14 protein-coding genes are annotated in these 13,840 nt (G+C 66.1%); 10 read left to right on the top strand and 4 right to left on the bottom strand.

What is annotated here, in order from left to right; genetic code table 11:
• Positions 1-77: 77 nt before the first annotated feature.
• The 8 genes from BLT16_RS16840 to BLT16_RS16805 all read left to right on the top strand — a co-directional run bounded on the left by BLT16_RS16840 (position 78) and on the right by BLT16_RS16805 (position 7,672).
• Entirely contained in the window at positions 78-989 is a 912-nt protein-coding gene (locus BLT16_RS16840) for a MerR family transcriptional regulator (protein WP_089659762.1), read from the top strand.
• Between the two features lie 30 nt (positions 990-1,019).
• Positions 1,020-2,432: a deoxyribodipyrimidine photo-lyase gene (phrB, locus tag BLT16_RS16835; RefSeq protein WP_089659658.1), complete on the top strand. Its 1,413-nt coding sequence runs from the start codon at positions 1,020-1,022 to the stop codon at positions 2,430-2,432.
• 33 nt (positions 2,433-2,465) lie between these two features.
• A complete protein-coding gene (locus BLT16_RS16830) occupies positions 2,466-2,912 on the top strand; it encodes a nuclear transport factor 2 family protein (protein ID WP_089659657.1) in 447 nt (148 codons plus the stop codon).
• Positions 2,913-3,002: 90 nt separating this feature from the next.
• Positions 3,003-3,812, top strand: a complete 810-nt coding sequence (locus BLT16_RS16825; RefSeq protein ID WP_089659656.1) for an SDR family NAD(P)-dependent oxidoreductase — start codon at positions 3,003-3,005, stop codon at positions 3,810-3,812.
• Positions 3,809-5,125: an NAD(P)/FAD-dependent oxidoreductase gene (locus tag BLT16_RS16820; protein WP_089659655.1), complete on the top strand. Its 1,317-nt coding sequence runs from the start codon at positions 3,809-3,811 to the stop codon at positions 5,123-5,125. The genes BLT16_RS16825 and BLT16_RS16820 overlap by 4 nt, the downstream gene beginning before the upstream one ends.
• Complete coding sequence (locus BLT16_RS16815) at positions 5,122-5,886, top strand: DUF1365 domain-containing protein (protein WP_089659654.1); 765 nt, start codon at positions 5,122-5,124, stop codon at positions 5,884-5,886. The genes BLT16_RS16820 and BLT16_RS16815 overlap by 4 nt, the downstream gene beginning before the upstream one ends.
• Positions 5,883-7,151, top strand: coding sequence for an SAM-dependent methyltransferase (locus tag BLT16_RS16810; RefSeq protein WP_089659653.1), 1,269 nt, complete (start codon positions 5,883-5,885; stop codon positions 7,149-7,151). The genes BLT16_RS16815 and BLT16_RS16810 overlap by 4 nt, the downstream gene beginning before the upstream one ends.
• Positions 7,148-7,672 (top strand): DUF2878 domain-containing protein, encoded by a 525-nt coding sequence (locus BLT16_RS16805; RefSeq protein ID WP_089659652.1) that lies wholly within the window; start codon positions 7,148-7,150, stop codon positions 7,670-7,672. The genes BLT16_RS16810 and BLT16_RS16805 overlap by 4 nt, the downstream gene beginning before the upstream one ends.
• Here BLT16_RS16805 and BLT16_RS16800 read toward each other — a convergent pair.
• On the bottom strand, positions 7,660-9,489 hold the full coding sequence (locus BLT16_RS16800; protein ID WP_089659651.1) for a putative bifunctional diguanylate cyclase/phosphodiesterase: 1,830 nt from the start codon (positions 9,487-9,489) through the stop codon (positions 7,660-7,662). The genes BLT16_RS16805 and BLT16_RS16800 overlap by 13 nt on opposite strands.
• A 226-nt stretch (positions 9,490-9,715) precedes the next feature.
• Between BLT16_RS16800 and fabA the strand changes: the two genes are divergently transcribed.
• Positions 9,716-10,231, top strand: coding sequence for a 3-hydroxyacyl-[acyl-carrier-protein] dehydratase FabA (gene fabA, locus BLT16_RS16795; RefSeq protein ID WP_089659650.1), 516 nt, complete (start codon positions 9,716-9,718; stop codon positions 10,229-10,231).
• A 12-nt stretch (positions 10,232-10,243) separates the two neighbouring features.
• Positions 10,244-11,461 carry a beta-ketoacyl-ACP synthase I gene (fabB, locus tag BLT16_RS16790; RefSeq protein ID WP_089659649.1) on the top strand — a complete coding sequence of 406 codons (1,218 nt, stop codon included), beginning with the start codon at positions 10,244-10,246 and terminating at the stop codon, positions 11,459-11,461.
• Between the two features lie 102 nt (positions 11,462-11,563).
• Here the strand turns inward: fabB and BLT16_RS16785 are convergent, their stop codons facing one another.
• Genes BLT16_RS16785 through BLT16_RS16775 form a run of 3 tightly spaced genes read right to left on the bottom strand, consistent with a single transcriptional unit; the run spans position 11,564 to position 13,808 of the window.
• Complete coding sequence (locus tag BLT16_RS16785) at positions 11,564-12,322, bottom strand: lysophospholipid acyltransferase family protein (RefSeq protein ID WP_089659648.1); 759 nt, start codon at positions 12,320-12,322, stop codon at positions 11,564-11,566.
• Positions 12,319-13,191 (bottom strand): sugar nucleotide-binding protein, encoded by an 873-nt coding sequence (locus BLT16_RS16780; protein ID WP_089659647.1) that lies wholly within the window; start codon positions 13,189-13,191, stop codon positions 12,319-12,321. The genes BLT16_RS16785 and BLT16_RS16780 overlap by 4 nt, the downstream gene beginning before the upstream one ends.
• A 2-nt stretch (positions 13,192-13,193) precedes the next feature.
• On the bottom strand, positions 13,194-13,808 hold the full coding sequence (locus tag BLT16_RS16775; protein ID WP_089659646.1) for a single-stranded DNA-binding protein: 615 nt from the start codon (positions 13,806-13,808) through the stop codon (positions 13,194-13,196).
• Positions 13,809-13,840 lie beyond the last annotated feature (32 nt).

Below are 13,840 nucleotides of genomic sequence, written 5' to 3'. Positions count from 1 at the left end.
GCACCATCCTGTACATAAGATACGTTATGGTGATCGCTGCCATTGATCACCCCTATGAACGAGAGGCATCAGAGCGCATGAGTGACAAGGCGACCCACCCGGCCGATGCGCCGCTTTACCCGATTCGCGAAGTCTCGCGCCTGACCGGTGTGAACTCGGTGACCCTGCGCGCCTGGGAGCGTCGCTACGCCTTGATCTGTCCGCAGCGTACGCCCAAGGGACATCGACTGTATGCCCGCGATGACATCCAGCGCATCGAGAGTATCCTGCAGTGGCTCAATCGCGGCGTACCGGTCAGCCAGGTGCGTGAACTGCTCGACCAGCCGCGTAGCGTCGACGCCCCGGAACCCGCCGCCGGTGACTGGCCCAGTCAGCGCCAGCAGCTGATCGCCGCCGTCGAAAGCCTCGACCTGACGCGCCTCGATACGCTCTATAACCAGTGCATGGCGCTCTATCCGGTCAGCACCTGCCTCAGCGAGCTGTTGAAACCGGTGGTCGAGTCACTCGAGGAGCACTGGGACGAACAGCTCGGTGCTGCCCTGCAGCGCCGCACTCTGGAAGCCTTCCTGCGCACCCGCATCGGCACCCGGATCTACCATGCCAACCTGGGCAGCCAGGGCACCACCGTGCTGATCAACCGCCTGCCCGATGATCAGGGCACGCTGTGGGACCTGCTGATCGCGCTGGCCGCCAGTCAGGCCGGTTATCGGGTGCAGCTATTCGATGCACCGCTGCCGCTCAACGAGCTGCCGCTGGCGATGGAGCGTCTCAAGGCTGGCGCACTGCTGCTGTGCAGCGGTCAGTCCGAGCGCGCCGACCTGATCCGCCGCCAGCTGCCGCGCCTCGCCGACCAGCTCGAGGTGCCGGTGGGCCTGTGCGGCCCCATCGCCCGGATCCGCGCCAGCGATCTCGCCGACAGCCAGATCGCCGTGCTCGGCGATGATCCGCTACAGGCCATGACGCGTCTGACACCGCTGCTGCGCAACTGACCCCGCGCCGGTTGAACAAGGATGTCCGCCATGAACGCTCGCCTCGTCTGGTTTCGCAGCGACCTGCGCACCCATGACAACACCGCCCTCAGTGAGGCTGCCGCCCAAGGACCGGTGATTGCCGTGTTCCTGCGCTGCCTCGAGCAGTGGCAGCAGCACGGCCACGGCGCCAACAAGCTCGACTTCTGGGGACGCGGCGTGGCTGCCCTGCGCGAGGATCTGGCCGGGCTCAATATCCCGCTGCTGCATCGCGATATCGACCGTTTCGATGCCGCTCCCGAGGCGCTGCTGGCGATCGCCCGCGAGCACGGCGCCTGCGCGCTGCACTTCAACGCCGAGTATCCGCTGGATGAGCAGCGCCGCGATGCGGCGGTGATCAGCGGCTTGGAGTCCGCCGGCCTGACGGTGCATGCTCACCGTGATGCGGTGGCCTTCACCCCCGGTGAGCTGCTCACCGGTCAGGGTGACTATTACAGCGTATTCACGCCCTTCGCCAAGGCCTGGCACCGCCAGCTCGATGGTAATCGCCTGGCGCTGCGCAACGCCCCCGCACCTCAGCCGCGCCTGCCCGTGGACAGCGACCCGCTACCGCCCCTGCCTCGTCTCGACGATAGCCCCATCGACGGCCGCCATTGGCCCGCCGGCCAGAGCGCCGCCGCCGACCGCCTGGAGCGCTTCCTGCGCTATCGCGGCAGGCACTACCGCGACCAGCGCGACTTTCCGGCGGTACGCGGCACCAGTGAGTTATCCCCCTACCTGGCGCTGGGGATGATGTCCCACCGTCAGTGCCTGCAGGCGGTGATGGGCGAGAATGGCGGCCAGCTGGCCGACGGCGATGCTGGCCTTACCGCCTGGGTTAGCGAGCTGATCTGGCGCGAGTTCTATCAACATATCGTGGTCGGGTTTCCGCGGGTATGCCAGCATCGCGCCTTCCAACAGCACACCGAAGCCCTCGCCTGGCGCGACGACGAGGCCGGCTTCACCGCCTGGTGCGAGGGGCGCACCGGCTATCCGCTGGTTGACGCGGCCATGCGCCAACTGGTGCAGACTGGCTGGATGCATAACCGCTTGCGGATGGTCACCGCCATGTTCCTGACCAAGCACCTGCTGATCGACTGGCGGCGCGGTGAGCGTTTTTTCCTGCGTCATCTGATCGACGGCGAGTTCGCCGCCAACAACGGCGGCTGGCAGTGGGCCGCCTCCACCGGCACCGACGCCGCCCCCTACTTTCGCATCTTCAACCCCACTACCCAGTCGACGCGCTTCGATCCGCAGGCCGATTTCATTACCGAATTTGTACCGGAGTTGTCCAGCGTGCCCGTCAAGAAGCGCCACGCCCCCGTCAGCGACCTGCTCGACAGCGCCGCTTACCCGCCCCCGATCGTCGACCACAGAGCCGCCCGGGCACGCGCACTGGATGCCTTCAAGGCACTGAAAGACTGACCCTCCCTGGACCACCTCGAACGGAGCCAGCCCATGCACCGGGACCCGACCCTGGAGTCGTTCTGCGACTTCTTCAACAAGCTCGACAAAACCTCTACAAAAATGCTGCCAGAGGTATACACTAGGGATGTGGTGTTCCAAGATCCCCTGCATCGCATCACCGGGATCGAGGCCCTGATCGGCTACTTCGATCGGCTCTATGCCAATGTCGAGACGTGCCACTTCGCATTCGGCGAGCGCCAACGTCAGGCCGACACCGCCTTCGTCACCTGGACCATGACCCTGCGTCATCCCAGGCTCGCCGGCGGACGGGACTACCACGTAGAGGGCTGTTCGCAGCTGCATTTCGCAGCAAGCGACGGCCCTGACGGCGAGCGGGTCTGCCGGCATCGCGACTACTTCGATGCCGGCGCCCTGCTCTATGAACGGCTGCCGCTGCTCGGCAGCGTGATTCGCCAGGTAAAGCGCCGCGCCGGCTAGGCATTGAGATAAGCAGTGCATCCAGCCTCGCTTCGGCCGCGTACCTGACAATGACGGCCGATGCCGTCGAATCGATGGCCAGGAGGAGGCATGACCGCACTGCAACAACCGCGCCGCATCTGGTTGACCGGGGCAACGTCCGGTATCGGACTGGCGCTTGCCGAGCGGCTGCTGGCCGACGGTCACCGCGTGGCGCTGAGCGCCCGCAATGTCGACAAGCTCGACGCATTGGCATCAGGCTTCGACAAGGCGTTGGTGGTACCTCTCGACGTCAGTGATCGTAACGCTGTGCGCGTCGCCGGTCAGCACCTCGAGACCCAGCTCGGCGGCCTCGATCTGGCGATACTCAACGCCGGCACCTGCGAATATCTCGATGCCCGCCACTTCGACGTGGATCTGGTCGAACGGGTATTCGCCCCCAATTTCTTTGGCGCCCTTTACGCCATGGAGTCGGCACTGCCGCTGCTACGCCGCGCCCGCGACCAGGACGGCAGTCGCCCGCTGCTGGCCGCCACCTCTAGCGCCTCGGCCTACCTGCCACTGCCCCGCGCCGAGGCCTATGGCGCTTCCAAGGCAGCGCTCAGTTATTTTCTGGAATCGCTGCGCCTCGATCTTGATGCCGAAGGCATCGACGTCAGCGTGATCCATCCGGGCTTCGTCAAGACGCCGCTCACCGACCGCAACGACTTCCCGATGCCGATGCGCATCAGCGCCGAACAGGCCGCTACGGCTATCGTCAAGGGCCTCGACCGACGCCAGCTCGACATCCACTTCCCGCGTCGCTTCACCAATCTAGTGAGGCTGATGGGCATCCTGCCGCCGCGGCTGCGCCGACGCCTGGGCCTGCGCATGGTGAAAGCCCCCCAGGCCGATGAGCAGACCAGCGGAGGTGACGCATGACGTCGCGCCAGCGTATCGCCATCGTCGGCAGTGGCATCAGCGGCATGGCCGCGGGCCACTATCTCGCCGCCCGACACGAGGTAACCCTGTTCGAGGCCGACAGTCGGCTCGGCGGTCACACCGCGACCATCGATGTCAGTCTCGATGACCGCGACTACGCCATCGACACCGGCTTCATCGTCTTCAATGATTGGACCTACCCGCACTTCCAGCAGCTGATGGCCACACTCGGGGTGGCCAGTCAGCCCACCGAGATGAGCTTTTCGGTGCACGAGACCGGGCGCGACTTCGAGTACAACGGCCATACTCTGGCGACACTGTTCGCCCAGCGGCGCAACCTGCTGCGTCCGCGCTTCTACCGGATGCTCCGCGACATCCTGCGCTTCAACCGCCAGGCCAGCGACGATCTCGCCGCCGAACGCCTCGATCCCGCCATGACCCTGGGCGACTACCTCGATGCTGGCGGCTACGGCGAGGACTTCCGCACCCGCTACCTGCTGCCCATGGGTGCCGCTATCTGGTCGGCGAGCATCGCCGACCTGATGGCCTTTCCGCTGCAGTTCTTCGTCGGATTTTTCCGCCATCATGGCCTGCTGTCGGTCAGCGATCGCCCCCAGTGGTACACCCTGGTGGGCGGTTCCCGCGCCTATATTCCGGCGCTGACAGCGCCCTATCGTGAGCGCATTCGACTGGCCAGCCCGGTACAAGCGATTCGCCGCGACGCCCGAGGGGTCACCCTGACCAGCCGGCACGGCGAGGAGCGCTTCGACCAAGTGGTGCTGGCCTGCCACGCCGACCAGGCGCTGGCCATGCTCAGCGACCCGAGCGCAGAGGAGCGCGAGATTCTCGCCGCGCTGCCGTATCGATCCAACGAGGTGGTGCTGCACACCGATACTCGGCTGTTGCCGCGCCGACAGCGCGCCTGGGCCAGCTGGAACTACCGTCTCGACGGTCGCGACGCCGATGCCCGTGTGTCGGTGACCTATGACATGAATATCCTCCAGCGCCTCGAGGCGCCACACACCTTCTGCGTGACGCTCAACGACAGCGAGGCCATCGATCCAGACAAGGTGCTGGGTCGCTTCGACTATGCCCACCCCCAGTTCACCCTAACCGGGGAGGCCGCCAAGGCCCGCCACGCCGAGATCTCCGGACCGGCTCGCCGCACCCATTTCTGCGGTGCCTACTGGCGCAGCGGCTTTCACGAAGATGGCGTGTGGAGCGCGCTGCGCGTGGCCAGGGGGCTGGGCTGCAACGAGCAGGCCCACTCGGCCAACGCCGGGCGGATCACCGATGCAGGCATCCCGGCATGATGGCGACCCCTCACTCACGTATCTACCGCGGCGAGCTGCGCCATCGCCGCTTTACGCCACGATCTCACGCCTTTCGCTATCAGGTGTGGATGGCATGGCTCGATCTCGACGAGTTGCCGGCGCTGTTCGACGGCGTACCCGGCTTCAGCGCCCGCCGTCCCGCGCTGGCGCGCTTCCGCCGCGAAGACTATCTGTCGCCTCACGATCGGCCACTGGCCGAGGTAGTGCGCGAAGAACTGGCTCGACAGCTGGGCAGTGCACCGGACGGCCGCATCTGCCTGCTGACTCAGCTGCGCACCCTGGGGATGGGATTCAACCCGATCTCGCTGTATTACGCCTACGACGCTGCCGGCGCGTTGCGAGCGGTGCTCGGCGAGGTCAGCAACACGCCCTGGCGCGAGCGCACGCGCTACGCCTGCGCCGTGGACCCGGCACGCCACAGCCACGCCGCCGAATTCGCCAAGGCAATGCATGTGTCGCCCTTCAATCCCATGGACATGACCTACCGCTGGCGCTTCAACGACCCGGGAGAGCGGCTGATGATGCATATGGAGAACTGGAAGGACGACCGCTGCCACTTCGACGCCACCCTGACCCTGGAGGCGCGACCGGCGACACGCGGCGTGCTGCTGACCAGCCTGGCTCGCCAGCCTTGGATGAGCCTCAAGACCCTGGCCGGCATCCATTTCGAGGCGCTGCGGCTATGGGCCAAGGGCGTCCCGGTTCATGACCACCCCCATCGCGAGGAGACACCGTCGTGAGTACGACACGCTCTGCCACCTCATCGGATCTGCCGCGTCACGGCAGCCGCCTGACCCGTCTCGTCAAGCCGCGCCTGCTGGCCCAGCTGGACGCCCTGGAAGGCGGCCAGGTCACCGTGATCGAAGGCGACCATTGCCAGCGGCTGGGCCGCGGGGGGCCCCTCAAGGCCACTGTCCGCGTGCGGCGCGCTGACGCCTGGAAGCGCCTTGCGCTGGGCGGCACGGTAGGGGCTGCTGAGGCCTACATGGACGGCGACTGGGACTGCGACGACCTGGTCACCCTGACGCGGCTGTTTGCCGCCAACCTCGAACGCGTCAATGGCGAGGTCGAGAACGGTAGCGCACGCCTCGGCCGCTGGCTGCTGAGCGCGCTCTATGGCCTGCAGCGCAACACCCTGAGCGGCTCGAAGCGCAACATCTCGGCCCACTACGACCTCGGCAACGACCTGTTCGAGACCTTTCTCGACCGCGAGCACTGGATGTACTCGAGCGCGTTGTTTCCTCACGCCGAGGCAAGCCTCGAGCAAGCCTCAACCCACAAGCTCGAGGTGATGCTCGACAAGCTCGATGTCCAGTCCCATCACCATCTACTGGAGATCGGTACCGGCTGGGGCGGGCTGGCGATTCACGCCGCCAAGACGCGCGGCTGCCGGGTGACCACCACCACCATCTCCGCCGAGCAGTATGCGCATACCGCGCAGCGCATCGAGGCGGAGGGACTCGGCGGGCAGATCACCCTGCTGCTGCAGGACTATCGAGAGCTGCAGGGGCGTTACGACCGCCTGATATCGGTGGAGATGATCGAGGCGGTAGGCCATCAGTATCTGGATACCTATCTGGCCACCCTCGACCGGCTGCTCGCCGACGACGGCCAAGCGATGCTGCAGGCCATCACTATCCGTGATCAGCGCTTCGAGGCGGCCAAGCGCGAGATGGATTTCATCAAGCGTTACATCTTTCCGGGCGGTTTCCTGCCCTCACATCACGCCATCCTTGCCAGCCTCAGCCGGCGCACCAGCCTCAACGTGCTGGCGCTGGATGAGATCGGCCTGCACTACGCTCGCACCCTGCGCGAGTGGCGCCAGCGCTTCGAGGCCAGCATCGACACCATTCGCCGCCTAGGCTACGACGAACGCTTCATCCGCATGTGGCGCTACTACCTGTGCTACTGCGAGGGCGGTTTTCTGGAACGCACCATCGGCACCTGCCATCTGTTGCTGGCCAAGCCCGGCGCGCGCCCGGCACCGCTGACCGGCGCCGTATGAGCCTCAAGGACCCGCAGGTACGGCGTGCGTTGTATAACGTGGCGGCTTTCCAGGTCGGCTGGTTCAGCTGTGTGCTGGGGGGCTCGCGGATCGGTGGGCTAGTGGCCGCGCTCATCATCAGCGCTCACCTGCTGCGACTGGCGGGTCCTGGGGAGTGGCGCTGGCTGGTCGGCTTCGCCGCCCTCGGGCTGCTGGTAGACGGCGGTTTGAGCCTGGCTGGCGGCTTCGTTTTCGGCGCCGACCACTGGGGGGTGCTGCCGCTATGGCTGTGGCTGCTGTGGCCGCTGTTCGCGACCCTGTTGCATCATTCGCTGCGCTGGCTGTGGCAGCGTCCGTGGCTGGCGGTCCTCGGCGGCGCCACCAGCGGCCCGTCGTCGTATTTCGCCGGGGCTCACCTGGCCGGCGTCGAGCTAGCGCCTTGGCTGCTGCCGGCACAGGCCGTCGTCTGGGCCCTGCTGTGCCTGTGGCTGTGCCGTCGGATCGGCCAGGTGCAGCTGCCTGACCGGGCTCAGGCCGGCTGAGCTTCGCGTAGCTGTGAGGCCTCGAGCTCCTCTGCCGGCAGCGGCCGCGAGAACAGGAAGCCCTGCACCAGAGGACAGCCGTGCTGGAGCAGGAATTCGCGCTGGGCCTCGGTCTCCACGCCTTCCGCGATGACGACCAGATCGAGGCCTCGCGCCATCGCCAGGACAGCGCTGACGATCGAGGCATCCGCCGGATCGTCGGGGAGGGCGCGGATGAACGCACGGTCGAGCTTTAGCTTGTCCACGGGCAGCCGCTTGAGATAGCTCAACGATGAGTAGCCGGTCCCGAAGTCATCGATGGCGATCTGGTGGCCCAAGGTGCGTAACGCCTCCATACGGGGGTAGATGTCGCCTGCCCGATCATCGAGCAGCACCGACTCGGTCAATTCGAGCCCCAGCAGGCTAGCCGGCAGCTGATGCTGCGTCAGGCAGGCGGCCAGCCGTGATTCGAGATCCCCCTGGATCAGTTGAATCGCCGAGATATTGATCCACAGCGGCACCGCCGGCATACCTGCCGCACGCCAGCTGGCCAACTGCGCCACGGCGCGCTCCACCACCCAGTTGCCCAGCGCACTCATCATGCCATGGCGTTCGGCCAGGGGGATGAAATCGCCGGGAGAGATCATGCCGTGCTGGGGATGTCGCCAGCGCAGCAGCGCCTCCATGCCGGCTATCTCACCGCTATCGAGACGGTGCTGGGTCTGGTAGTGCAGCTCGAGCTGGCTGCCGCTGGCCAGCGCCGCGCGCAGGTCGTTGACCAGCGCCAGCTGACGGTCGCCGGCGACATCCAGCGAGGGGCGGAAGCGCTGGTCGTGATTGCGGCCGTGGCGCTTGGCGCTGTACAGCGCCGACTCCAGGCGCTGGAATAGCACCCCGGAGTCGCGACCATCCTCAGGCGCCCGACAGCTGCCGATGGTCAAACCCAGCCGCAGGCTATGGCCATTGAGCTCGAATGGCTCGCTGAGATGGGCACGCAGACCGGCGACCCACTTGTCGTGATCGTCGAAGGTCGTGGTGCGAATCACCATGAACTCGTCACCGCCCAGGCGGCCGACCACGCCGCCCGCGACATGCCCGGCGAGGCGCTGGCCGAAGCGCGCCAGCAGCCGGTCGCCGAGGTCGACGCCCATGGCATCGTTGACCGCCTTGAACCCGTCGATATCGATCAGCGCGATATCCAGGCCCTCGCCGGCGCGCAGGTGACGCAGCCGTGAGGTCATCAGGTCGTGCAGGCGACGCCGGTTGGGCAGGCCGGTCAGCGGATCCTCGAAGCCGATCCGGCGCAGGTCCTGCTCGCGGGCCTTGTGGCGCGAGATATCGGTGAACATGCCGACATAGTGGCTGATGCGACCGCGCTCATCCGGGCAGGCCTGAACGCGCAGCCACTCGGGGTATTCGTCGCCGTGCTTGCGGCGGTTCCAGATTTCGCCTTCCCAGCGGCCGGTGGTGGTCAACGACTGCCAATAACGCTCGTAGAACACCTTGTCATGACGCCCGGCGGAGAGCATTGACGGGTCCTGGCCCTCGACGTCCTCACTGGCATAGCCAGTGATCTTGGTGAAGGCCGGATTGACCGCGACGATGCGGTTACGCGCATCGCTGATCATCACGCCATCCTCCGAGAGCATCAACGCCGCCTCGGAGAGGCGTGCACGGCGGTGCTCGTGGCGCACCTGGCGCCAGGCATCGAACAGACCGAGCGCGATGATCGTCACCACCGTCAGGCGCAGCCACACACCCGGCAGCCAGCTCACTGCAGCCAGGCCAGCCAGAGCCAGCCAGACCAGCGGCCGGCTAAGCGAGAAGCGCGGCCACATGGCACAATGTCGTGAAATCTGGAATCAATGCGTTACCCTGTCGCCGTGGCTGGTTGTCATCATCATTAGGTTATCGGCATCATGCTCCCAGGCTGAAGGGCAATGCAAAAAATGCCTGCCAACGCATAAGCCGACGGCTGGCGTGCAATCGCCGCCCGCTGTCAGTAGAATGCAGCCAGCTCCGCGCGCCGCGGTTCACAATAAATTCGACTCTCGGAACGACTCAGTGACCAAGCAAGAATCCTATAGCCGTGACGAGCTGCTGGCATGCAGCCGAGGCGAACTGTTCGGCCCGGGCAATGCCCAGCTGCCGGCCCCCAACATGCTGATGCTCGATCGCATCGTGCGCATCAACGAGGCAGGCGGTGATCACGGTAAAGGCGAGCTGATCGCCGAGCTCGATATCACCCCCGATCTATGGTTCTTCGACTGCCACTTCCCCGGCGACCCGGTGATGCCCGGCTGCCTGGGCCTCGATGCCATGTGGCAGCTGGTCGGATTCTATCTCGGCTGGCTCGGCCACCCCGGCCGAGGCCGCGCGCTGGGCTGCGGTGACGTCAAGTTCTCCGGCCAGATCCTGCCCGAGGCCAAGAAGGTCACCTACCATATCAATATCAAGCGCATCATCACCCGGCGCCTGATTCTGGGCATGGCCGACGGCACCGTGACCGTCGACGGCCGCGATATCTATCAGGCCAACGACCTGCGCGTCGGCCTGTTCACCTCCACCGCGAATTTCTGACAGGAGGCTTCCATGCGACGAGTGGTAGTCACCGGACTTGGCATCGTGTCGTGCCTCGGCAACGACCGGGATCAGGTCCTCGATGCGCTCAAGGCAGGGCGCTCGGGCATTCGCTTCAAGGATGAATACGCCGAGCGCGGCTTTCGTAGTCAGGTCGCCGGCGTGGTCGATATCGACCTCGATGCCCTGATCGACCGCAAGCTGCGCCGCTTCATGGGCGACGCCGCGGCTTATGCCTACGTTTCCATGGCCCAGGCTATCGAGGATGCCGGGCTGACCCCCGAGCAGGTATCCCACGAGCGCAGCGGCCTGATTGCCGGCTCCGGCGGTGCCTCCAGCGCCAACCAGGTCGAGGCCGCCGACGTGATGCGCGAGAAGGGCCTGCGCCGCGTGGGGCCCTATCGGGTGACCCGCACCATGGGCAGCACCGTCTCCGCCTGCCTGGCCACGCCGTTCAAGATCAAGGGCGTCAATTACTCGATCTCCTCGGCCTGCGCCACCTCGGCCCACTGCATCGGCAGCGCCGTAGAACAGATCCAGCTCGGCAAGCAGGACGTGGTGTTTGCCGGCGGCGGCGAGGAGGAGCACTGGACCCTGTCGTGCCTGTTCGACGCCATGGGCGCGCTCTCGACGCACTACAACGACACCCCGACCAAGGCCTCGCGGCCCTACGACACGGCCCGCGACGGCTTCGTCATCGCCGGCGGCGGTGGCATGCTGGTGCTCGAGGAGCTCGAACACGCCAAGGCCCGCGGCGCCAAGATATATGCTGAGGTCACCGGCTACGGTGCCACCTCCGATGGTCACGACATGGTAGCCCCCTCCGGCGAGGGCGCCGCGCGCTGCATGCGTCAGGCGTTGGCCACCGTGAATGGCCCCATCGACTACATCAATACCCACGGCACCTCGACGCCGGTGGGCGATGTCGCCGAGCTCAAGGCGATCCGCGAGGTGTTCGGTGACCAGACCCCGGCGATGAGTTCGACCAAGTCGCTGACCGGCCACTCGCTGGGCGCCACCGGCGTGCAGGAAGCGATTTATTCGCTGCTGATGATGGAGAATGACTTCATCGCCGCCTCGGCCAATGTCGATGATCTCGACGAGCAGGCCGCCGGCTTCGATATCGTCACCCAGCGTCGTGATAGCGCCCAGGTCAACCGGGTACTCTCCAACAGCTTCGGCTTCGGCGGCACCAACGCCTGCCTGGTGCTGGAGACGTTCAACGACTGATCGCATCCACACCGCCAATCTTGTGCAAACGATAACGGCGCCTCGAGAGGCGCCGTTATCGTTGCGGCATCAGCTGGACAGCCGACACCAGGCCAGACGTCATCAGCCGGGCAGCGCTTCGCCGCGCCCGACCGCCGCAGCGGGCCGCGGCACCTCGGAAATGTCCGTCAGCTGCTCCTCGATCCACGCCTCGACCTCGGCCAATACCGTTTCGGGACTGCGCCCGCGGGTATCGATCGGCTCACCGACCCGCACCGACAGCCGCCCGGGATTCTTCACCCAGTGGCGCCCAGGCCAGCGCTCACCGGCGTTATGCGCCACCGGCAGCACCGGCATGCCGGCGCGGCAAGCGATCACCACGCCACTCTTGTTGTAGTGGCGCCGCTTGCCCGGCGCGACTCGCGTACCCTCGGGGAAGATCAGCACCGACAGCCCCTCCTCCAGGCGCTGCTTGCCCTGGCTCAGCACCTGACGCATGGCCCTGGCCGGTTTGGAGCGATCCAGGGCGATGGGATGCAGCAGCCGCAGCCCCCAGCCGAATATCGGGATATTCAGCAGCTCGCGTTTGAGCACCGTGCATACCGGCGGCTTGAGCACCTGCAGAAACAGCGTCTCCCACTCGCACTGGTGGTTGGCGAGGATCACGCAGGGCGCATCGGGCAGGTGCTCACGGCCACGGATGTCGTAGCGCACCCCGCAGCTGATCCGGAACCAGGCAATGATAGTGTGGTTATACAGGTTCAGCAGGCGATAGCGACCGCCCAGCGGCAGCAACGGCGCCAGCGGCAGGAACAGTACCCCGCACACCAACATGGTCAAAAAATACCCGGCATAGAACAGCAGGCTGCGCAGCAGGTTCATGACGCCGCTCCACCGCTGCGACTGTGGCACCAGGCATCGAGCATGCGCCCGACCTCGAGCCGCCAGGGTTTCTGATGCACGCCGAAAGCCTCCAGCACCCGTCGGCAGTTGAGCACCCGACGCAGCGGCTGGTCGTGGTGGTGCTTGAGCGCCTTGAGCGGCCCCAGCTCGACCTTCTCCCCCAGCCCTTCGAGCCGCGTAGCAAGCTGAGTGCGCACCATCGAGGCGAAGGTATAGCCGCTGACCGGTTCGGTGCCCGCCAAGTGATAGGCGCCCCAGGCCTGAGCACCGCAGTGTTGCTGGTGCAGCATGCCGAACAGGGCCATGGCCGCGGCATCCGCCGAGGTCGGACAGAAGATCACATCCTCAGCCACCCGCACCTCATCACCGGCCAGCAGGCTATCGATCAGCTCACTGAGCCAGGCACTGGCGCCATCCAGGGCAAACAGCGGCCCCAGGCGAACGATCAGATGCTCGGCGTACTGCTGGCGAATCCGATCGCCGACCTGAATCAGCCGCCTCAGACTCTCATCCCGCGGCGCCGGAATCACATGCTCGTCGATCGGTGCGTCGTGACCATCCTCGTAGAGCTGATCGGAGACACACCACACCAGCGGCGTGCGCGTCACCCGACAGGCTTCCAGGCACGCCTCCACCGCCTCGGCGTGGGCGACCACTGCCGCCGGCTCGGCGCTGATCGGCCTGGCCAGCGGCGGAATCACCAACGCATCTGGCGCCAGCTCGGTGAGCGCCTCGGCGCTGATCGCCGGTCGCTCCTCTATCATCAGCCGGGTGTCACTGCGCCGGTTGGCCTCGCGCGCCAGCGCCAGGCTCAGGCAGTGGCCGGCATCGAGTATCAGCAGTTTCACGATCAGAACGGGATTTCGTCGTCGAAGTCGTCGAAACTGCCCGGCGCCGGCGCGCCATAGTTATTGCCCTGCTGCTGACCGCCTTGGGCCGGCGGCTGCTGAGGCGCAGGCTGTGGCGCCGGCTGCTGTGGCCGCGGCTGACCGCCGCCCTGGCCAAAGCCGCCTTGGGGCGGCGGCTGCGGGGCATTGCCGCCCTGCTGACCATATCCCCCCTGCTGGCCGTAACCGCCTTGCTGCGGCATATTGCCCTGCTGCTGGAAATCGCCGCCCTGGCCGCCGCCGCGGCTGTCGAGCATCTGCATATCATTGCAGACGATCTCGGTGCTATAGCGGTCCTGACCGTCCTGACCCTGCCACTTGCGGGTCTGCAGGCGGCCCTCGACGTAGATCCGCGAGCCTTTCTTGACGTACTGCTGGGCGATCTCGGCCAGCTTGTTGAACAGCACCACGGTGTGCCATTCGGTACGCTCCTGACGCTGACCGCTCTGACGGTCGGTCCAGCTGTCAGTGGTGGCAATGCGCAGATTGGCCACCGGGTTGCCGGAAGGCAGGAAGCGCACCTCCGGGTCCTGACCGAGATTCCCGATCAGAATGACCTTGTTTACTCCACGAGCCATGTCTCGCTCCTTGATTGCCGGGCGACGCCAGG

This window comes from Franzmannia pantelleriensis (assembly GCF_900102875.1).
Taxonomy (GTDB): Bacteria; Pseudomonadota; Gammaproteobacteria; order Pseudomonadales; family Halomonadaceae; genus Franzmannia; species Franzmannia pantelleriensis.
The sequence above is the reverse complement of the archived record's forward strand: the minus strand, read 5'-3'. Positions and strand labels throughout refer to the sequence as shown.

Bases quoted from the DNA above. Each gene is read 5' to 3' on its own strand.
- BLT16_RS16840 (WP_089659762.1), top strand. From the start codon at position 78: ATGAGTGACAAGGCGACCCACCCGGCCGATGCGCCGCTTTACCCGATT.
- phrB (WP_089659658.1), top strand. From the start codon at position 1,020: ATGAACGCTCGCCTCGTCTGGTTTCGCAGCGACCTGCGCACCCATGAC.
- BLT16_RS16830 (WP_089659657.1), top strand. From the start codon at position 2,466: ATGCACCGGGACCCGACCCTGGAGTCGTTCTGCGACTTCTTCAACAAG.
- BLT16_RS16825 (WP_089659656.1), top strand. From the start codon at position 3,003: ATGACCGCACTGCAACAACCGCGCCGCATCTGGTTGACCGGGGCAACG.
- BLT16_RS16820 (WP_089659655.1), top strand. From the start codon at position 3,809: ATGACGTCGCGCCAGCGTATCGCCATCGTCGGCAGTGGCATCAGCGGC.
- BLT16_RS16815 (WP_089659654.1), top strand. From the start codon at position 5,122: ATGATGGCGACCCCTCACTCACGTATCTACCGCGGCGAGCTGCGCCAT.
- BLT16_RS16805 (WP_089659652.1), top strand. From the start codon at position 7,148: ATGAGCCTCAAGGACCCGCAGGTACGGCGTGCGTTGTATAACGTGGCG.
- BLT16_RS16800 (WP_089659651.1), bottom strand. From the start codon at position 9,489: ATGTGGCCGCGCTTCTCGCTTAGCCGGCCGCTGGTCTGGCTGGCTCTG.
- fabB (WP_089659649.1), top strand. From the start codon at position 10,244: ATGCGACGAGTGGTAGTCACCGGACTTGGCATCGTGTCGTGCCTCGGC.
- BLT16_RS16785 (WP_089659648.1), bottom strand. From the start codon at position 12,322: ATGAACCTGCTGCGCAGCCTGCTGTTCTATGCCGGGTATTTTTTGACC.
- BLT16_RS16775 (WP_089659646.1), bottom strand. From the start codon at position 13,808: ATGGCTCGTGGAGTAAACAAGGTCATTCTGATCGGGAATCTCGGTCAG.